Raw genomic sequence first — 19558 nt, forward strand, 5'->3', positions numbered from 1 at the left:
TACCTTAGCGACATGAGATAATTGATACTTTGAGTATTTAAATGAGTCATGAGTTATCTCAAGTGTCCATCTTCTTAAATTGCTGCAAGGCTCTTGCAGTAATGTTGAATGGGCCATGCAGCATTACTGCCAAGTTGAGACAGAAATGTTGCCTAGCCTAGGCAGTAAACACAAAAAAAGAGAGACAGCGTGTCACCACGCCATCTCTCGTGTCTAATATAACCTTAACGTCGTATATTTGAGTTCAAAGAGGCATCTTCGGCAGGGTAAGGTAGGTAGATGCTCTTGTCTCCATTCCATGTCACATTATCAGGAATGAGGACGTTTTCTTTTTCCATTACACCTGTTGTAATTTCGATAGGAGCATTCTTCTTGCGATAGTTGAAGAGCGATTCCAAGCGGTTGAGACGGAACAAGTCTTGACGTCGGCAAACCAAAGCAGGCCAATATCCAGCAATTTCCCAACCATGCTCCTTCACACAAGCTTCGGCAAACTCGTTTCCTGACATGCCTGTTGGGAGATTCTCCAGACCTGCTCTGTGCCTAACTTGGTTGATACAGTCGTAAGCTAAAGCGTTGGGAGTACCCTCTGAACGGGCTTGTGATTCGGCATACCACAGCAATACTTCAGCGTAACGAACCAAGCGATGGCGATGGCTATTGGTGCTTTTGCCACCTGCTGGTTTTGTATAGTCATAGTCGGTGAAGCCGGTTCCAGTGAGTAGATTGCAGTACATGGGGTGCTTCTCCTCTACTTCCCACCAGTCTATCAGTTCTGTTTCGCCGTTTCGCCCGTTATTTTTAACTATTTTCGGACTAATGGTGGCGTCTTTACGAGCGCCTGCGGGGAAGTCTTTCCAGAACTTGTATTCGCTCCAACCATCGCCCCATCCACCGAGAGATTCAAACAAATCGCTGACAGCCATCTCGGAATCTTCGTCCCAAACATACGAGCCATTGTAGTTGATACCTACGATGGTCTCGTTGGTATAGTTGTGGCTGGGAGCATAGACCATGTTGTAGCTAGGCTCAAGCATGTATTCATACTTGCCGGCTTTTACTCCGTCGATGACAGCTTTTGCACTGGTGGCCGCTTCTTTGTAATATTCGGTCTTGTTAAGGGGCCATCCTGCCATTCCCATATAGACTGCTGCGAGTACAGATTGTGCTGCTTGCTTGGTGATATAGATATTGGCTCCATTCATCTTCCGGGGTGCTTTGGCGTAAGAGGTGGGCAATATCTCGACACAATCTTTCAAGTCTGCGACAATTTGATTATATATTTCTTCGACCGAAGCAAGAGGACGCGAATAGTCAACTTCACCGCTTAGGTTCATAGGAACGGGGCCAAATACTCTTACAAGTTTGAAGTAGCTCACGGCACGCCAAAACTTTGCTTGTCCGATAGCAATGTTTACTTCCTCTTGAGTAGTCGGAGTTTTCTCTGCATTGTTGATGAGATAGTTGGCAGCCTTAATCACTTTATATCCCGAATTCCATACAGCTGCAGCGCCTTTATTGCCGTCTGTGGGGTGGAAAGCATCTACATCAGCATACGCTTGCTTGTTGCTTCCGGGGTGTGTAGTGATGTCGTCGCCTTGCCAAGCAATGATTAATGGGTTGGTGTTGTTTTGAGAATTCATTACTTGGCGGTACAAAGCGTAGGTGCCCATGTCTAGTTCTTCTTGGGTAGAAAAGAATGTATCGGCAGTCAACCTACCCTTAGGATCTTCGTCAAGGAAGTTTTGGCATGAAGTCATCAGTGCCAAGCAGGCACTTAATCCGGCTATAATATAAGTCTTTTTCATATTGTCTGTGTCTATTAGAAGTTAACTTTCAATCCAAATGTTACGGTTCTTGATAAGGGGTAAGCACCCATATCGATACCATCATTGAGGTCGGTGCTGCCCAATTCAGAACTCATGAATGAGACACCGGCAGGATCCATACCTTTATATTTGGTAATGGTAAACAGGTTTTGAATGCTTAATGAGAGGGTGGCATCGGCAAAACGAAGCACCTTCTTGGGTAGGGCGTACGACAGAGATAGATTGTCCAACCTGAGATAATCGGCGTTCTCCAGCCATTTAGTAGATGCTGCCTCGTAGTCGTTGTCGGTGACTGTGACTGATGGGTATATGGGGTTAGCGCTCTTTCCAAATGAGTTGTAGTAGGCATCACGCAGAGTGATGAATTTAGAGTTGCCATTGAAGGAGGCTGCCGTATAGCGAATGAGGTTTAGACGCTGTACACCTATGGCTCCGGTGAAGAACGCGCTGAGAGTCCAGTTGCGCCACGTGACGGTGTTGTTCCATCCGAAACTGAAGTCGGGAGTAGCTTTGCCGGTCACAATTTTGTCGCCTTCGGAGAGCGTACCGCTGTTATCATAGTCGGCATACGTATCATGTCCATTTGCATCGATGCCTGTCCAGTCGTAAAGGAAAAACGAACCGATGGGGTAACCTACCTTTACGCGCGATACAGCTCCGACCAAACCATAGGCTGGAGTGTTTCCGGCGATGAATGGGATGTTGTCTAATGAAGTGACCTTATTCTTCAAGAAGGTGCCTGTAAAGGCTGAGTTCCATGAGAAATCTTTCGATCTGAGGATATCGGCATCAATAGTAAAGTCTAAACCACGGTTGGTTACCTCGCATGCATTGACCCAGTAAGAACCTCCACCGTCGTAGTTGGGCATGTTCTTGCGTAGCAATCCATCTTTCGTAAACTTTACAAAGTAATCGAATGTGAACTTGATGCGACTGTCAAGGATACCGAAGTCAAGACCAGCGTTGAATTGATGAGTTTTTTCCCAAGTCAAGTCGGGCGTAGGAACATTGGTTCCAGTCCAGTAACCGGTGTACTTGGAGTCGCCACCAAAAGCGATAGTGGTTTGAGACATTAAGCCTAATGTCTCGTACGGATCAATAGCCTGACTACCTACGATACCATAACTGAGTCGTAGTTTGGCATTCTGGATAACGTTCTGGTGTTGCATGAAATTCTCATTACCAAGTTGCCAAGCCAAAGCAAGAGATGGAAAATAGCCCCATTTCTGATTAGAGAACTTGGAAGAACCGTCGGCACGGAATGTTCCGGTGACCAAGTAGCGATCGTTGTAGTTGTACATCAAACGGCTCACATAAGAAAGAAGCGACCACGAAGAGTAACTGTTGTTGTCTTGACGACTTTTGGCTAGTGTAGAATTCCACCAACCTACGCTCTCTGTTAAGAGATTATCGCCTGAAATTTTCATGAATCTGGTTTTGGAGAATGAAGATTCAAAGACACCGGTAGCTGTGAGAGAATGCAGTCCCCATTGCCCATGATAAGTCAGGTTGTTGGTGGTTTGTAATGCCATTCGTTGGGTATCGGCATTCGACATACCGTTATTGATGTTGACGGAAATCTTCTTTGAGTTGAAATAATAATATTTATAGTCGTTGTAGTCTACTCCATTAGTAGAGGTGAACGTAAGGTTTGGCAGGATGGTAAACTTTAAATCTACTCGCGCATTGAGAATGTCGCGACGATTTTGCGACCTACTTTCCTTCAAAGTTGCAACAGGATTATACTCTGTAATAGCGCAATAACGGTCGGGATTGTAGCCTCCGTTGGCATCGTATATGTCTGTTACGGGAGAGTAGTTGAGCATAGCCCACAGCACATTGTTTTTAGATGCGGTGAAGTTATGGCTCTTATCAGCACTGTGAGAGAAGTTGATGTCGGTGGTAAGACTTAGCCACTTCGATACGTCGGAAGTCATATTGGCTCTGAACTGGTAGCGATTGTAGTTGTTTTCGATGACGGTGCCTGTCTGTCCTATATAGTTGGCAGAGACATAATATTGTGTCTTATCGTTGCCATTAGACAATGCTACTTTGTAATCTTGGGTGATACCGGTCTTGAAGACTGCATCTTGCCAGTCGGTTCCAGTTGTTCCGTTTTGGAAAGAAGATAGCTGGTTGCTGTCGAAAGTATTGGGATGAGCTTCGTTGTAAGCCACTGCGAACTCATAAGGACTAAGTGTATCGTAACGTTTTGCCACATTGCTGACACCCAGTTTGGCATCGAAAGTGATGAGTTGTTGGTTGGCTTTACCGGTTTTAGTTGTGATTAAGATGACACCATTGGAGCCTCTTGAACCGTAAATGGCTGTTGCCGAAGCATCTTTGAGGACTTGCATGGACTGTATATCTTCCGGATCTAGACCGGCAACACCACTCTCTCTCACGATACCATCGACTACATATAGCGGGTCGTTGCTACGATTAATGGAACTGGCACCGCGTACCCTGACTTTGATAGTGCCTCCGGGAGCGCCACTATTGGTAACCGAAACACCAGCAACACGACCTTGTAACGCATCTGTGGCATTGACAATGGGCTGATCTCTGTACGATTTGCTGTCGAGCACAGCGATAGAACCGGCCAAATCTGCTTTTTTTACGGTGCCATAACCGATGACGACGACTTCATCGAGGGCCTCTATATCGTCGGTCATTGTTATCTGCATACTTTCGCTAGCTTTGATTTCTTTATCCTTGGCACCTATATATGAGACGAGCAATGTGCTTCCTTTGGGGGCATCGATTTCAAAGTTACCATCCATATCGGTAATTGTTTTGTTCTGTGTACCTTTCTGTATGATGGTAGCACCGATGAGTGGTTCCCCTTTTTCATCTGTGATATGTCCGGTAAGTTTACTTCCTTTAGTACTTTGTTGGTGTGTTTCGACAGCCTTCTTTCTAAATACTACATATTTATTTTGTGTAATATCATAATTGAGATGAAGTTCAGAGGCGAGGTGAGAAAGGAAATATTTCAGGTTGCCCTTGGTTTGTGTAAACGTAATCTTGGCGTTTACATCGACGTCTTTATCGCTGTAGACGAGCAAAAATCCTGTGGAATGTTCGATTTGAGCAAATAGTTTACCCACAGAAAGGGTTTTGGTAGGAATCTCAAGGCTTTTGTTTTGGGCAAAAGTTTGTGGTGTTGATAAGAGTAAGAAAAGGAAGAGTAGGAGTCTCATCGGATGTAAATAAGAAGAAGGTGAGCTCTTCCGACATTTAGATAAATAACGATTCATAGGTTTTATAGTTAGAATTAATAAAGTCTTTAATGGCATATTGGTGCATCGCCCTTATTGCATGGCGTGCATAGATTGTTTCTCTGGTCATATTCTCATAGGCGTTTTTCTTATAAGTTTTGTTATTATAACACAGCAGAATAAAAAATCCACTAAGAGCAAACAGAAAAAAATAGGATATATTGCCATAAACTTTATTATTGTTTTAAATCTTTTTTGACATTGTGATTTGGCACTTATGTATAAAAACTCTATATTTGCAACATAACCAAGGGTGTTGGTTCGCCTGCCCTTTTAATCGATACTAGTTATGGAAGTAAGTAAAATCTTGAATGATTTGGAGCGAAGGCATCCGGGTGAAAAGGAGTATTTGCAAGCAGTAAGTGAAGTCCTTATGTCTATTGAAGACGTGTATAACAAGCATCCGGAGTTTGATCGCATGAAGATTATGGAACGTTTGGTGGAGCCGGAGCGCATCATTACGTTTCGTGTACCATGGGTTGACGACCGTGGAGAGGTTCATGTGAACTTGGGCTACCGCGTGCAATTCAACAGTGCCATAGGTCCTTATAAGGGTGGACTGCGCTTCCATCCGTCGGTAAACCTGTCGATTTTGAAGTTCTTAGGGTTTGAACAGACATTCAAGAATGCGCTCACCACGTTGCCAATGGGTGGCGGTAAAGGCGGAAGTGACTTCTCCATACGTGGTAAGAGTGATGCCGAAGTGATGCGATTCTGCCAATCTTTCATGCAAGAACTCTATCATTATATCGGCCCGGACGAGGATGTTCCCGCCGGCGATATAGGTGTTGGAGCCCGCGAGATAGGCTATCTCTTCGGCACATATAAGAAGCTGACGCATCGTTGGGAAGGTGTGTTGACCGGTAAAGGCGTTGAGTGGGGCGGCTCGCGTATTCGTCCTGAGGCAACTGGATTTGGTGCTTTATACTTCGTCAATCAAATGTTGCAGATCCACGATATAGACATCAAGGGCAAGACTGTGGCTATTTCGGGTTTTGGAAACGTGGCTTGGGGAGCTGCTAAGAAGGCTACTCAACTCGGTGCAAAGGTCATAACGATTAGCGGACCGGATGGATATATCTATGATCCGGACGGTATTTGCGACGAGAAGATAGCTTATATGCTTGAGCTAAGAGCCTGTGGCAACGACGTATGTCAGCCCTATGCCGATGAATTTGAGAGTGGTCGGTTCTTCGAAGGACGCAAACCTTGGGAGCAAAAAGCCGATATTTATCTGCCATGCGCTACCCAAAATGAACTTAATGGAGAAGATGCCGACCGCATATTAGCTCATAAACCGCTCTGTGTGGCAGAGGTTTCGAATATGGGATGCACTGCCGAGGCGGTGGAAAAGTTTATCCAAGCGCGACAACTATTTGCTCCCGGAAAGGCCGTAAACGCCGGTGGTGTGGCCACATCGGGACTTGAAATGACGCAAAATGGTATGCGCCTATCATGGTCGGAAGAAGAAGTAGATGCACAATTACATCGTATCATGCACTCTATACACGACCAGTGTACGCTCTATGGTAAGCAGGCCGACGGCTATATGAATTACGTGAAGGGAGCTAACATTGCTGGATTCATGAAAGTAGCCAAAGCTATGATGGCGCAAGGTGTTGTGTGATAGCATGTGGTGTTAGTAGGAGTTAATGGGAGTTAGGCTCGCGTTGCTCATTGGGGGTTAGGTCAAATGTCTATAGATGAGACAAAAAAAACAAATGGCTTTTAACTCCGAGGCTGTCGAAGATAGCCTTAACTCCTGCTAACTCCTTTTAATAACTTAATATATAACGAGTGGAATATCGAAGAAGCGTAATCCTTTTAATATGGTTATGTGCCTTTACCACGATGTTTGCACAGCAAACCGGGAAGGCATCCTACTACTCTAAGAAGGCTACAGGAACCCGTACGAGTAGTGGAGAGAGGCTACATCATGATAGCCTTACGTGTGCTCACCGTACTTATCCGTTCGGTACGTTGCTGAAGGTGAGAAACCTTAGCAACGACAAAACGGTCATTGTACGAGTTACCGATCGTGGCCCATATGGTCGCGGCCGTGTTATTGACCTATCATGGGCAGCAGCCAAAGAGCTGGGAATGCTTGCCCAAGGAGTGACCGGCGTTGTTGTTGAAGTGTATGCTGAGGCTCCTGCTATTCCTTACAAGCCCGATGAAGAGGTGTATATGCCGAGTTTAGATTTCGGAGTTGCTGAAAGTGGCTCTAGTTTTGTGAGCGATTGGGTTGAAGATGCTGCCCAAGAAGCCAAGAAACTTCCCCAGAAAGCTAAGGCTGTCAAACCTGTACGGCGTAAGCAGAAGGTGCAATATGCTCCCTCTAAGCAAGCTCCCAAGACTAATAGTTGGAAGAATATATTCAATAAATTCTTAGAGTAGAGCAAAAAACTCTACTCTTTTTTTGTGCCATCAAACAGCCTTTAAAGAGTTGGAACTAGCAATAAAAATGTCGACAGAAACCCCGCCTTCACCGTTATGGCTGTGACTCTTTAGTAAGAATCAGCTGAGTATCTGTCGACAAATATATGGAATTGTACGCTTATGTACTCTTTCCAATGTTTTTAAGACAAAGCTATCATTATTTCTGTGTGGGAATATTAAATTCGCTTACTTTTGAGATAGCTTTGTTACCCTGTACCACCGAGATACAGATTTTGGCCGTTCCTGCTTTCAACTTGTTATCAGCTTTCACTACGGCTGTATATCTTATGCCCTTTCCGGGGAGTATTTTCTCGATATGGATGCTAGGCGAAACGTAGAGATGTCGGTTTCCGTCGGCCTCCACCACCATCGGTTGAACGTCTGATATAGTTTCTTTACCACGGTTGTAAACCTCAAAGATGACTTTGCAAATTTCACCTCGACTAATCTTATTGTCTTGATTGGCATCTACAAATCGGGCATTACTAATCTCTATCGTGGGACTGTACTTATATCCATTGGCCAATTCTTCTACGCTAGAAGATAGTGGCATGTTGGTAGTAGGTTGTTGAGCGCTGTAGTTTCCTGTATAATCCGTACCGTCGAAGTCATAGATTCTGTCGTCACCACTGTTGGTTTGATCAAATCCACTGTTGTCCGATGTGTCGGAATATGGATAATCGTCAGTGCCTTGATAGTCGCGGTTGCGTATCTTATCGCGCACTCGCTCGTAGCGGTCGTGGCGCACTGGAGCGTCAGAATAGACACGTTCTTGTGCACGTTGGTCGGCCGCGTTGCCGATAGCGCCTCCTATCACGGCACCACCCACCATTCCTACGATGGTTCCTAAGTCCGAACCGCGTGGTCCATCGCTTATTCCACCAACGGCAGAACCCAGTATCGATCCCAATGTGGCGCCGGTATAAGCGCCGGTTCCTGTATAGGTGTCACAGCTACTTGCCATTATAACGGTGCTCATTGCTAATATCGTAAATCTCTTCATGACGAATTTTGCTTTTTAATCTTGTTTCTGTCGCAAAGATACGGTATTTTTCCCCGCTCTTCAAGATTGTTTCCCTACAATGTGATAGGAAAAATCCTATTTCCCCAGTTCTACCACTATATATATTAGAATTTGCATCAGTAGGTTATTACTAGGGCGAAGTTGGTTTTCGCCCTAGCTATCAGTGTGTAGTTATTTGGCATGAGCAATTCACCCATCTTGGTGAGCGAGTATTCCATGCGAGTCGATATTTCGGGATAGACGTTGCTATTTACTCAGTGGTAATGTTCCTGATTCTTCTATGTTTATGATAGCATTTTCTGTAGACAGTAGCTTCTCCATGATCGCTAAAAGATGTGATGATTGCGGAAAAATTCTTTTAAAAGGCTGTGTTCTTGAATATTTTTCGCATATTTGCACTTGTAAATCATATACGACCGAATGGATTTAAAAGCATATTATAGCAGCCATGCCGAATCATTGGCACTCGAAATAGCGCAACTTAAAAGAAAAGGAAATACATTAGTGATAGCCCAAATAGCATTCTTTGTGCTGTTTGTGGCTTTCATTGTTTTATATACGGTGGTGTCGTGGGGCTGGCCTTTATTGGTCGGTTCGGCTCTGTCGCTGTTGGCTTATGCCCTCGTGAGGCGTATAGATGGTCGAAATTCCGACTTGTTGCAGCGTAAGACTGATTTACAACAAGTGTTTTTGCACGAGCAGGCTTCTCTTGACGGCGACTTTACGGCATTCGATGATGGCCGTCGTTATGTCGATGCTCGTCATGAATACACGTTCGATTTAGACGTCTTTGGGCCGGAGTCGTTGTTCCAGCGCATGAATCGTACGGTTACATCGGGCGGTAGTGATCGACTGGCTCGGCAGTTATCGCAATTGGAATATGATGAGAAAGGAGCGGAAGCCATCGCTGAGTTGGCCGTCAAGGATGCTTGGCGAGCTGAATTTATAGCCCTCGGACAGCAGCGACGATTGGATACCAACGAGGTGATGCGGGTGGTGTCGTTGATGCGCGAGACCCGTATTCCGAGTTTTGCACAGAGTAACGGGGTGCGTATCTTGGCGTTTTTGGCCATCGTCGGCTGCTTGTGTGCTTTCGGCGCAGCCTCGTTTGGTATGGCAAGTTGGAATCTTCCGATATGGTGGGTCATCTTGCAATTCGGCCTTGTGTTCCTCTTTACGTCCGGCTCATTGAAGCGAGTAGGGAGCGTGGTAGACCGGTTGCACGAGCAGATGGGTACTTATATTAAAGTGGTAAGGCACATCGTAGACGAATCTTTTGCCACTTCGTTGAACACAGCTGACAGTAAGATGCTACGCGAAGCTATCGACTCGTTTGCCCAACTGGAGCAGATATTGGGCGGACTCGACCGTCGCGGTAACATTCTAGGGCTTTTCTTTGCCGATGGACTGGTGTGGAGCGATTTCTTCCTCTTGCGCCGTTTTGCCTTGTGGCAGCGTGATTATGCCGATGAAATGGGCGAGTGGATGGATACGGTAAGCCGTATGGATGCCCGCATATCAATGGCTACGTTCAGCTATAACCATCCCGAAGCCTGTCCGGCAGAGGTGTTGGACGATACCAAAGAGCTGGTATATGAGGCGCAAGGGCTGTTCCATCCATTCCTTGGAGCTAAGGCCGTGCGCAACGATTTCTGCATCGTAGACCACCATTATTATATTATCACTGGTGCCAACATGGCGGGTAAGAGTACTTTCCTGCGTGCGGTGGGCATCAATTATATCTTGGCCATGAACGGTATTCCTGTGTTTGCTGATGGTTATCGGGTGTCTGTGTTTCACCTATTCAGCAGCATGCGCACCACCGACGACCTAGCCCACGGCATCTCTTACTTCAATGCCGAGCTCTTACGCTTACAACAATTGCTGCAATACTGTCGCGATTGTCATCCTACACTCATTATTCTCGACGAGATATTGAAAGGTACCAACTCGCTCGATAAGCTCAATGGGTCGCGCATGTTCTTAGAGGCAATCAGTCATCTCGACGTTACCGGCATCATAGCCACCCACGATTTGGAGCTCTCGAAGATGCAAAGCGACCGATTCCATAACTATTGTTTCGAGATAGAATTGGGTGCTCATGTCACTTATTCATATAAGATTACCTCCGGTGTGGCGCGTAATCAGAATGCTACCTATCTGCTTCGCCGTATATTGGAAGGGGAATAAAAGGTGAAATACCGTTTATTCCGGTTGGGTAGAGATGGTATGTATACCGTCTCTTTTTTGTATAAGCCTTCGCAATAGAACGTTGTAGGGACGCGACATGTCGCGTCCGTAGACCGTATATATACTAAAAGAATGGCATCAAGAGATTGTAAATTCCACCGCGGACGCGGCATGCCGCGTCCCTACAGGAGTCCCACCCCGTCCATTATCTCCCTCGTTTTCTGTCGTACCGACTGAGCCGAAAGCGACTACTCGGTCGATGACCGGTGGTTCCCCAAAGGGGGAGGGCGAAAGAAATAGCCCTTCTCCGTCCCATAACTAAAGAACTTATCAACTCAAAAACTTACAAACTAAAGCCTAAACTCGTCTACTTATCCACTTAAAACCATCTCCCTCCCCTTTTGGGGAGGGCTGGGGTGGGGCTGTTGCAACGGCTTCTCAGCATCGCTGCCTCGACTTTTCAGCATTTCGGAATAGGCTTGGCAGTAGAGCTGCCGAGCCCTTGCAGTAACCTTACTCCGGCCCTCTTCCAAAGAGTGGGAGATGGTTTTAAGTTGACGAGTAGATGGATTTAGAGTGAGAAGTGATGAACTATGAGTGATGAGTAGGGGCGAATTGTATTCGTCTAATAGCAGCTTTGGGGTGAGGGGAGTACCTAAAGGTGCTCGACTCTCGTATCTCTAGCAGTCCGCCAGCCGTCGTTTCACTTCGGCAAGCGGCTAACGTGAAGGGTAGTCACGTTGTACAGTTCTTCTTAAAACGGCACGATGAATGTTCTGAAATAAAGGACGATAGGAGTAAAATATGCAAAAAAGGGTAAAGAGTAGTTGTGACCTAAAGATAATTTACTTATATTTGCGTTGTCTAACGAAACGAATCACCTCTTTTAAAAAGAGTTATATGAAAAAGTGTTTAGCAGAAATGATTGGCACGATGGTGCTGATTTTGATGGGTTGCGGCGTTGCTGTGAGCCTGAATTGTTCTTCAAATTGTGCGGATGTAGCTAATGCCGGTACGGTTATTGGTACGGCTATGGCATCCGGTTTGTCTGTTGTAGCGATGGCTTATACCATTGGTGGTATTTCCAGTTGCCACATCAATCCGGCTATTACGCTCGGTGTTTACCTCTGTGGAAGAATGAATGCCAAGGATTGCGGTATGTATATGCTGTTCCAAGTCATCGGTGCAATCATCGGTTCTGCCATCCTTTATGTGTTGACCATGAATGCACGCTCTATCGGCCCGGCTTTGTTCCAAGGTGGTACGGCGCTTGTTAACCTCTGGATCTTCATTGTAGGTCCGTTCGTAGGTGCAGCTTGTGCAGCCGGTATTTGGAAAATGATAGACCCTGCAACTAAGTAATACCATCAAAAAAATAATCAAGGGAATTGGTAGCGATACCATTTCCTTTTCTTTTGTCTGCTTGTCGACTGTGAAAATGCAGTCGGTATAAGTAATAAATGGAGGCGGGTGAATCGTGTGACGTCTCCAGAGTGTGTCATCCAATAATCTATATGAAGTAGTGAAAATTCAGCAATTTGAAAATCAGGGTGGGGAGCAAGGGGGCTTATTGACTGGTAGTCGTGCTTCGTTGACAGCGAAACAGTATGTCGTTCCGTTTATTCTGATAACGACCTTATTCTTTTTGTGGGGCTTTGCCCGCGCCATATTGGATGTGCTGAACAAGCATTTCCAAAACGAATTCAGTATCTCTATCACTCAGTCGTCGTTTATTCAGGTGACTACCTATTTGGGATATTTCTTGATGGCGATACCTGCCGGCATCTTCATCAATAAGTACGGATATCGCAAAGGAGTAGTTTTCGGACTCCTGCTTTTCGGTATTGGTGCCTTGTTGTTCATTCCCGGCTCGGCTTCGGGTACGTTCAATGCCTTTCTAGGTGCATTGTTTGTCATTGGTTGCGGGCTTGTATTTCTAGAGACTTCTGCTAATCCTTATGTTACGGAATTAGGTGATAAGTCGACAGCTACGAGCCGATTGAACCTCTCGCAGTCGTTCAATGGCTTGGGAAGTTTGTTTGCTACGTTCGTTGTAGGGCAGTTCTTATTCGGCAATTCCATTGATGGTGGCGACGTAGCCGTTCCTTATACCATACTGGGTGTGCTGGTGTTGATGATAGCAGCGGTCTTTGCCAAGGTGAGACTACCGGAAATTAACCATGGTGAGGAGCCTGCATCGGGTGGTGGATTGTGGAGCGATATACGTGGACTGTGGCAACATAAGGTCTTTGTCTTTGGGCTCATAGCTCTCTTGGCCTACGAGGTGTCAGAGATTTCCATCAATAGTTATTTTATCAACTTTGTCACCGGACAAGGGTGGATGGACGATAGCGTGGCGGCAGTGGTACTTACTTGTGCGCTGGCCTTCTTTATGGTAGGTCGGTTCTTAGGCAGTTGGATTATGCGATATGTCCGTCCGGAGCGTATGTTGTTTATTTGTGCGGTGGGCAGTGTGTCGTGTCTTTCGCTTGTATTGCTCGATATTCGTATCGTCTCTTTGGTGGCGTTGATAGGCAACTATCTGTTCGAGGCCATCATGTTTCCGACCATATTCTCACTCGCATTGACCGGTTTAGGGCGATTGACCAAGAGTGCTTCGTCGCTATTGATGATGACTCCGATAGGTGGATGCGGCTTTTTGTTGATGGGATTGATAGCCGATAACGTGAGTATTGTGGCTCCGTTCCTCGTTCCGCTCGATGGTTTCATCATCGTATTGCTCTATGCTTACAAGTTGTTGAAACACAGTTGTAAGAGTGAGGAATGATGAGTTAGGAGTTAGGAGTGAGGAGTTTTGTAATAGTATAAAACTTGCCATTTAGACTAAATTAACCCTATAGCAACTTCAAAAAAACGGAACATGTTTTCTTATTCAAAAAGAAAATGTTAATTTTGCATGCAGTAGGCGTGCCCATGTGGGCTCTCTTCGTTAGCGCCTATTTAGCTATAGGCTATTCACATATAAACATAAATAAATTATGGCAGTAGATTACAAAAAACTAGGCTTGGTAAACACTCGCGAGATGTTTAAGAAAGCCATCAATGGAGGTTATGCTATTCCGGCATTCAACTTTAACAACATGGAGCAGTTGCAGGCTATCATCAAGGCTTCTTCAGACTTGAAGTCACCTGTAATCCTTCAGGTTTCTAAGGGCGCTCGCAACTATGCTAACGCTACTTTGCTTCGCTATATGTCACAGGGTGCAGTAGAATACGCAAAGGAATTGGGTTGTAACCATCCCGAAATTGCTGTTCATTTGGATCACGGAGATTCTTTCGAGACATGTAAGAGCTGCGTAGATGCAGGTTTCTCTTCTGTAATGATCGACGGTTCTTCTCTTCCTTACGATGAGAACGTAGCTTTGACCAAGAAGGTTGTAGAATATGCACATCAGTTCGACGTAACTGTTGAAGGTGAACTTGGTGTATTGGCAGGTGTAGAGGATGATGTTGTTGCAACAGAATCTCACTATACAAAGCCTGAAGAAGTTATCGACTTCGTTACAAAGACAGGTGTTGACTCACTGGCTATCTCTATCGGTACTTCTCACGGTGCTTATAAGTTCACTCCGGAGCAGTGTACTCGTGACCCGAAGACTGGTAAGCTTGTTCCTCCTCCATTGGCATTCGACGTGCTCGATGCTATCATGGAGAAGCTCCCCGGATTCCCAATCGTGCTCCACGGTTCTTCTTCTGTACCACAGGAGTATGTTGATATGATCAACCAGTACGGTGGTAAGTTGCCTGATGCAGTAGGTATTCCTGAGGAACAACTTCGTAAGGCTTCTGCTAGTGCAGTATGTAAGATTAACATCGACTCTGACTCTCGCTTGGCATTTACTGCTGCTGTTCGCAAAGTATTTGCTGAAAAGCCGGGCGAATTCGACCCACGTAAATACTGTGGACCTGCTCGTGATTTGATGACAGAGCTTTATAAGCACAAGATTAAGGAAGTGCTGGGTTCTGACAACAAGATTGCTCAGCTCGACTAATCCGCATTAGTATATATAAATAAAGGTGGAACTCTTCGATAGAAGGGTTTCACCTTTATTCGTTTAGGGGCAGTATGAATGTTCTGTTTTTTTTGAAATTTTACATTTAAATGCAAAATTTTGTAATAAAGTTTTGCAATCTAGATTTCTTTCGTAACTTTGCATTTCTGCAAAAACTATTATTATCATGAAAACAGACAGACGTACTTTTCTCAAAACAGCAGGTGTATTGGGACTATTTACTATCGTTCCGCGCAGGGTATTGGGTGGTAATGGGTTCATAGCACCTAGTGATCAACTTACAAAAGGCATTATTGGAGTGGGAGGTATTGGTAAAACCTCTAACCATTTCACAAGCAACCAAGCTTGCCGACTCACTGCTGTTTGCGACGTAGATTCCAAACATTTACAACAAGCAGTGAATTTAGGGAAGAATAGGCTTGGTGAAGATTTGAAGACTTATCATGACTTTCGTGAATTGATTCATCAGTCAAACGTAGACATTGTGCATATTGCAACACCGCCACATTGGCATGCGCTGATGGCTGTAGAGGCCGCTAAGGCAGGGAAAGACATCTGGTGTGAGAAGCCAATGACACGTACTATCGGTGAAGGAAGAAAGGTTGTGGAAGCCGTTCAGCGTTATAAGCGTGTATTTAGACTGAACACTTGGTTCCGTTTTACCGATACATTCTATGGATTAGGGACAACTGTGACTCCATTGAAGAAACTGGTGGACAGCAAAATGTTGGGTTGGCCGCTCAAGGTTAGGGTGTCTGGCGCTACCGGTTTCACTTGGAAGTTCTACTGGGTAGGCAAAGATCATCTCAACGTACAGCCTGTTCCGCGTGAGCTTGACTATGATATGTGGCTCGGACCGGCTCCATTTAAGCCTTATAGCGCTCATCGTGTGCATCAGACATTCCGTGGCTATTGGGATTATGATGGTGGTGGACTCACCGATATGGGGCAGCATTATCTTGACCCGGTGCAATACTTGCTGGGTAAAGACAATGAATCGCCTGTCAAGGTAGAAGTGGATGCTCCTCAACAGCATTGGGATGCCGTAGGAATATGGCGTAAAATCACTTATACTTATGCCGATGGATGCCAAATAATACTTGAAGGTGAGGGTTACGAGAGCAAAGGTAAGGTTCCTTACATCGAGGGTCCTGAAGGTAAAGTGTATAAGGGATTTGAGTGTACTATCCCCGATGTGATGAACAAATTGGCCGAATTGCCCGACCCGGAACCGCAGCGTACCGACTTCTTAGATTGCGTTCGTACACGTCAGAAGTTTGCTCTGAACGAAGAAAATGGGCATTGTAGTTGTACATTGGTCAATATGGCGACAGTGGCATTACGTCTACACCGTGATGTTTTAAATTATGATCCAAAGAAAGAACAGTTTATTGATGACGATGCTGCAAACGCTTTGGTAAATCAACCTATGCGTGGTGGTTGGACATTGTAGTACTTATATAAATATAGCATACCAGATGAAAACATTGAGATATTCATATATTATATTATTATTGTGTTGTTTGTGCTTCCACACAAGTATGCGTGGGCAAGACGCACGAAACCGTGTGGCATCGACAATCATAGCCGATGGTTTGGCACAATTGCCAGCCAAGAACAGCGCGGTGTACAATGAAGTCATGGACGAGATAGCTCGTACCGGTGCAGAAGGAATGACTTCATTGGTAGGAATGCTCGTGCCGGAAGGCAAGGGCAACAACGCGCCATTTGAATATGCCATTAGTAGTGTCACGGATTATGTCACACATCCTAGCAAAGCAGGTTTGCGTGACGGTGTGAAGCAAGGACTTATCAAGGGACTTGCTGCCTGTCAAGATAACGCTAATAAGGCTTTCGTGCTGGCACAGATTCAGAAAGTGGCAACACAGGCAGACATTCAGCTCTTCATGGGATACCTTGGTGATACTTATTTGCAGTCGCATGCCCTCGCTGCATTGGCTACCGTGCCGGGCGTAGATGCTACACTTGTTGCCAAGATGGGTGGTATGAAGGTGTCGAAAGAAGGAATTGCCCATTTGATAACCATGCGTAAGCTCACAGACCCTGTCTTGGAAGAAATGCTTTTGTCGTGGATTCCCGGCGCCGATGTCGCTACTTTGAAGAGTGTTTACGATGCTTTGACCTATTGCGGTGGTTTGAAATCGATGAAGGCATTGGCTGTTGCGGCCCAGAAAACGGGTTTCAAATATGAGGGAACACAGGCTACAGACGCTTATATGAGACTATTGGAGCGTCTAGCTTCGACTCATGGCAAGAACGTAATGAAAGCATCGAAGCAACTGATAGCACAAGGTGATAGAGCCGTAAGATGCAATGGACTGGGCTTATTGTTGCAGTCGGCTGGGCCAAAGGCAGGTGCTGAGGTGCTGAAAGCGCTGAAAGATGGTGATATTCAGTATCGTAACACGGCATTAGAGATGGCTGAAAGTTGTGCCGGTGATGGTATTTACGCTCAAGTATTGCGCAGTTTTGCTAAGTTATCTCCTACAGCTCAGTGCGATGTTGTGCGTTGGTTAGGTAACAACCATGTATCGTCGGCTATCGAAACAGTGAGCAATGCGATGAATAATGCCGATGAGAACTTGGCTAAAGCAGCTATTCAGGCTGCCGGAAAGATCGGTGGTGAGCGTGCATTGGAGGCTCTTACCGGTCAGTTGAGTGGTAAATATGCCAAGGAAGCCATGAGTGCCTTACTCGCATTCAATGGAAATGTGAATACGGCAGTGGTAGGTTTGTTGGCAGATAACAATCCATCAACTTTGACACATGCACTAGGTCTTGTTTCCAAACGTCATATTTACTCTGCTTACGATGCTGTTCTGCGCTTGTTGGATAATTCTGATAATGGTGTAAAACAAGCTGCTTATGGTGCTTTGGTAGGTATTACGAGCCCCAAACAGTTTGAACAATTGAGTGATATGCTTGAGAAATCAGATGCCACAACGGCTTCCAAACTCCAGAATGCACTCCTTTTTGCATTGCATACTATGTCTCCTGACCAACAGTTCAAGCTGGTTAGTGGTCGTATGGTTGCTAGTAAGCGTCCTCAACTTTATTATCCTCTGTTGTCTCAGGCAGGTAATATGGAGGCACTTCAGTTGCTGCAAAGTGAATATAAGAAGCCTTCTACGCAGGCAGATGCCTTTGCTGCCTTGTTGAAAGTGAAGAATCCGGAAGCTATTTCTACTCTCTATGCTATAGCATCTACCGACAATAAGCGTAAAGATACAGCTCTGACGAGCATGTTGGCCTTGCTGAAAGCATCTCCGAAGAATGCAATGGGTAGATTGATGGAGTATGAGAAAGCTCTCGCTTTAAATCCTTCTGCAGCGGTAAAGAATGCTTATCTTGGCGCTGTAAGTAGTATCTATGAGTTGCCGGCATTGTCGTTGGCAGTCAAATATCTCGCGGATAACACCACATCATTTGCAGCTGCAACAGCCGTGAAGACCATTATTGGTAAGAACAGTGGCCTGCAAAAGGGCGAAATGACGCGTGGATGGTTAGAAAAAGCATTGCAAGTGTTTGCCGGTATGACCAATAATGCCGATGCAGGATATTCTGTTGATGAAGTAAAAGGCATCTTGGCGAAGTTTGGTACCGGTGGTTTTGCTCCGGCCATGAATGATGGTAAGACGCAGAAGGGTGTTAGCTTGAATGCTAAGAAGAACTATGAGAACTTTGAGTTGTACGCAGAATGGCGTGCCAACGAGAAGTCTGAATTGTGGCTGAGGTCTCAACCTGCTATCGCATTGAATAAGAATGGCGAGGTGGAAATTTTGGCAACAACTTCAAAGGTAGCCACTCCTGTTGTCCAAAGTGCTGCTCCCGGAGAGTGGAATGTGCTTTATGCAAAGTTGGTTAACGACCGTTTGATGGTGGTTTCTAACGGTGTTGTATTGAACGATAATGCCGTATTTGCTCCGCAAGATAGTAAGAAAGCAGCGACTGTTAGTGGACTTATTAAGTTTGTTGGTGCTGCAGATGGACTTGAAGTTCGTAACTGTTACGTGAACGAATTGCCTTCAACACCTGTCTTTACGCTATCTAAGGAAGAGAAAGCACAGGGGTTTGAAGTGCTCTTCGATGGTAGATCGCTCGACAAATGGCAAGGTAATTTCAACAACTATGTGCCTGAAGATGGTAGTATTTATGTGAAAGCACACTTTGGAGTGGGTGGTAATCTCTATTCAAAGAAGACCTATAGCGACTTCGTATATCGTTTTGAGTTCTGCTTTGTCAATCCCGGTGTAAACAATGGTATCGGTATTCGTACCAAACTTAACACCAATGCGGCTTACGAAGGCATGGAGATTCAAGTGTTAGACCATGATGATCCTATTTATAAGGGACTTCAAGACTATCAGCAGCATGGCTCTGTTTACGGCATCATTGTACCCAAACACGTGAAGTTTGGAAAGCTTGGTACTTGGAATACCGAGGAGATTAGAGCCGTAGGCGACCGCATCACGGTTACAGTAAATGGTGAAGTAATCCTCGATGGCAATATCAGAGAGGCATGCCAAGGCCATAATATTGCCCCTGATGGTGGTAAAGACAATCCTTATACGGTTGACCATAGAAACCATCCCGGCTTGTTTAATAAGGAAGGCCACATCAGTTTCTGCGGACATGGTGAGGGTGTGAAGTTTAGAAACCTGCGAATCCTTGATTTAAGTAAGAAGAAAGGCCGTAAATAGTTCGTCTGTTCAGTTATACAATGCTTTTGTAAGCATATCA

The 19558-nt window shown here is 45.3% G+C and carries 11 protein-coding genes; 8 read left to right on the forward strand and 3 right to left on the reverse strand.

The window, feature by feature from the left end; translation table 11 throughout:
• Positions 1–224 precede the first annotated feature (224 nt).
• Both HMPREF3034_RS04540 and HMPREF3034_RS04545 read right to left on the reverse strand, forming a co-directional pair.
• Positions 225–1808 (reverse strand): RagB/SusD family nutrient uptake outer membrane protein, encoded by a 1584-nt coding sequence (locus tag HMPREF3034_RS04540; protein WP_062433532.1) that lies wholly within the window; start codon positions 1806–1808, stop codon positions 225–227.
• Between the two features lie 14 nt (positions 1809–1822).
• Positions 1823–5089 carry a SusC/RagA family TonB-linked outer membrane protein gene (locus HMPREF3034_RS04545; RefSeq protein ID WP_062433535.1) on the reverse strand — a complete coding sequence of 1089 codons (3267 nt, stop codon included), beginning with the start codon at positions 5087–5089 and terminating at the stop codon, positions 1823–1825.
• A 310-nt stretch (positions 5090–5399) separates the two neighbouring features.
• On the opposite strand from HMPREF3034_RS04545, the gene gdhA reads away from it, so the two are divergent.
• Both gdhA and HMPREF3034_RS04555 read left to right on the forward strand, forming a co-directional pair.
• Positions 5400–6737, forward strand: a complete 1338-nt coding sequence (gene gdhA, locus HMPREF3034_RS04550; RefSeq protein WP_036896593.1) for an NADP-specific glutamate dehydrogenase — start codon at positions 5400–5402, stop codon at positions 6735–6737.
• A 224-nt stretch (positions 6738–6961) separates the two neighbouring features.
• Positions 6962–7507, forward strand: a complete 546-nt coding sequence (locus HMPREF3034_RS04555; RefSeq protein ID WP_062433538.1) for a septal ring lytic transglycosylase RlpA family protein — start codon at positions 6962–6964, stop codon at positions 7505–7507.
• Between the two features lie 199 nt (positions 7508–7706).
• On the opposite strand, the gene HMPREF3034_RS04560 is transcribed toward HMPREF3034_RS04555, so the two are convergent.
• Positions 7707–8552: a glycine zipper family protein gene (locus HMPREF3034_RS04560; RefSeq protein WP_036896594.1), complete on the reverse strand. Its 846-nt coding sequence runs from the start codon at positions 8550–8552 to the stop codon at positions 7707–7709.
• A gap of 441 nt (positions 8553–8993) precedes the next feature.
• On the opposite strand from HMPREF3034_RS04560, the gene HMPREF3034_RS04565 reads away from it, so the two are divergent.
• From HMPREF3034_RS04565 to HMPREF3034_RS04590, 6 genes are all read left to right on the forward strand, one after another.
• Entirely contained in the window at positions 8994–10763 is a 1770-nt protein-coding gene (locus HMPREF3034_RS04565) for a MutS-related protein (protein ID WP_062433541.1), read from the forward strand.
• Between the two features lie 900 nt (positions 10764–11663).
• Complete coding sequence (locus tag HMPREF3034_RS04570) at positions 11664–12125, forward strand: MIP/aquaporin family protein (protein ID WP_062433544.1); 462 nt, start codon at positions 11664–11666, stop codon at positions 12123–12125.
• Positions 12126–12333: 208 nt separating this feature from the next.
• Complete coding sequence (locus HMPREF3034_RS04575; protein WP_036896602.1) at positions 12334–13551, forward strand: sugar MFS transporter; 1218 nt, start codon at positions 12334–12336, stop codon at positions 13549–13551.
• 211 nt (positions 13552–13762) lie between these two features.
• Complete coding sequence (locus tag HMPREF3034_RS04580; protein WP_036896603.1) at positions 13763–14776, forward strand: class II fructose-bisphosphate aldolase; 1014 nt, start codon at positions 13763–13765, stop codon at positions 14774–14776.
• A gap of 187 nt (positions 14777–14963) precedes the next feature.
• Positions 14964–16250 carry a Gfo/Idh/MocA family oxidoreductase gene (locus tag HMPREF3034_RS04585; protein WP_036896604.1) on the forward strand — a complete coding sequence of 429 codons (1287 nt, stop codon included), beginning with the start codon at positions 14964–14966 and terminating at the stop codon, positions 16248–16250.
• A gap of 88 nt (positions 16251–16338) precedes the next feature.
• On the forward strand, positions 16339–19518 hold the full coding sequence (locus HMPREF3034_RS04590; RefSeq protein ID WP_062433547.1) for a 3-keto-alpha-glucoside-1,2-lyase-like domain-containing protein: 3180 nt from the start codon (positions 16339–16341) through the stop codon (positions 19516–19518).
• Positions 19519–19558: the final 40 nt, after the last annotated feature.

The sequence above is a fragment of the Prevotella sp. DNF00663 genome (assembly GCF_001553265.1).
Classification (GTDB): Bacteria; Bacteroidota; Bacteroidia; order Bacteroidales; family Bacteroidaceae; genus Prevotella.

What these genes read in the sequence shown, in the direction of transcription:
- HMPREF3034_RS04565 (WP_062433541.1), top strand. Translation starts at nt 8,994, where the DNA reads ATGGATTTAAAAGCATATTATAGCAGCCATGCCGAATCATTGGCACTC.
- gdhA (WP_036896593.1), top strand. Translation starts at nt 5,400, where the DNA reads ATGGAAGTAAGTAAAATCTTGAATGATTTGGAGCGAAGGCATCCGGGT.
- HMPREF3034_RS04560 (WP_036896594.1), bottom strand. Translation starts at nt 8,552, where the DNA reads ATGAAGAGATTTACGATATTAGCAATGAGCACCGTTATAATGGCAAGT.
- HMPREF3034_RS04555 (WP_062433538.1), top strand. Translation starts at nt 6,962, where the DNA reads ATGTTTGCACAGCAAACCGGGAAGGCATCCTACTACTCTAAGAAGGCT.
- HMPREF3034_RS04545 (WP_062433535.1), bottom strand. Translation starts at nt 5,089, where the DNA reads ATGAATCGTTATTTATCTAAATGTCGGAAGAGCTCACCTTCTTCTTAT.
- HMPREF3034_RS04590 (WP_062433547.1), top strand. Translation starts at nt 16,339, where the DNA reads ATGCGTGGGCAAGACGCACGAAACCGTGTGGCATCGACAATCATAGCC.
- HMPREF3034_RS04585 (WP_036896604.1), top strand. Translation starts at nt 14,964, where the DNA reads ATGAAAACAGACAGACGTACTTTTCTCAAAACAGCAGGTGTATTGGGA.
- HMPREF3034_RS04570 (WP_062433544.1), top strand. Translation starts at nt 11,664, where the DNA reads ATGAAAAAGTGTTTAGCAGAAATGATTGGCACGATGGTGCTGATTTTG.
- HMPREF3034_RS04540 (WP_062433532.1), bottom strand. Translation starts at nt 1,808, where the DNA reads ATGAAAAAGACTTATATTATAGCCGGATTAAGTGCCTGCTTGGCACTG.
- HMPREF3034_RS04580 (WP_036896603.1), top strand. Translation starts at nt 13,763, where the DNA reads ATGGCAGTAGATTACAAAAAACTAGGCTTGGTAAACACTCGCGAGATG.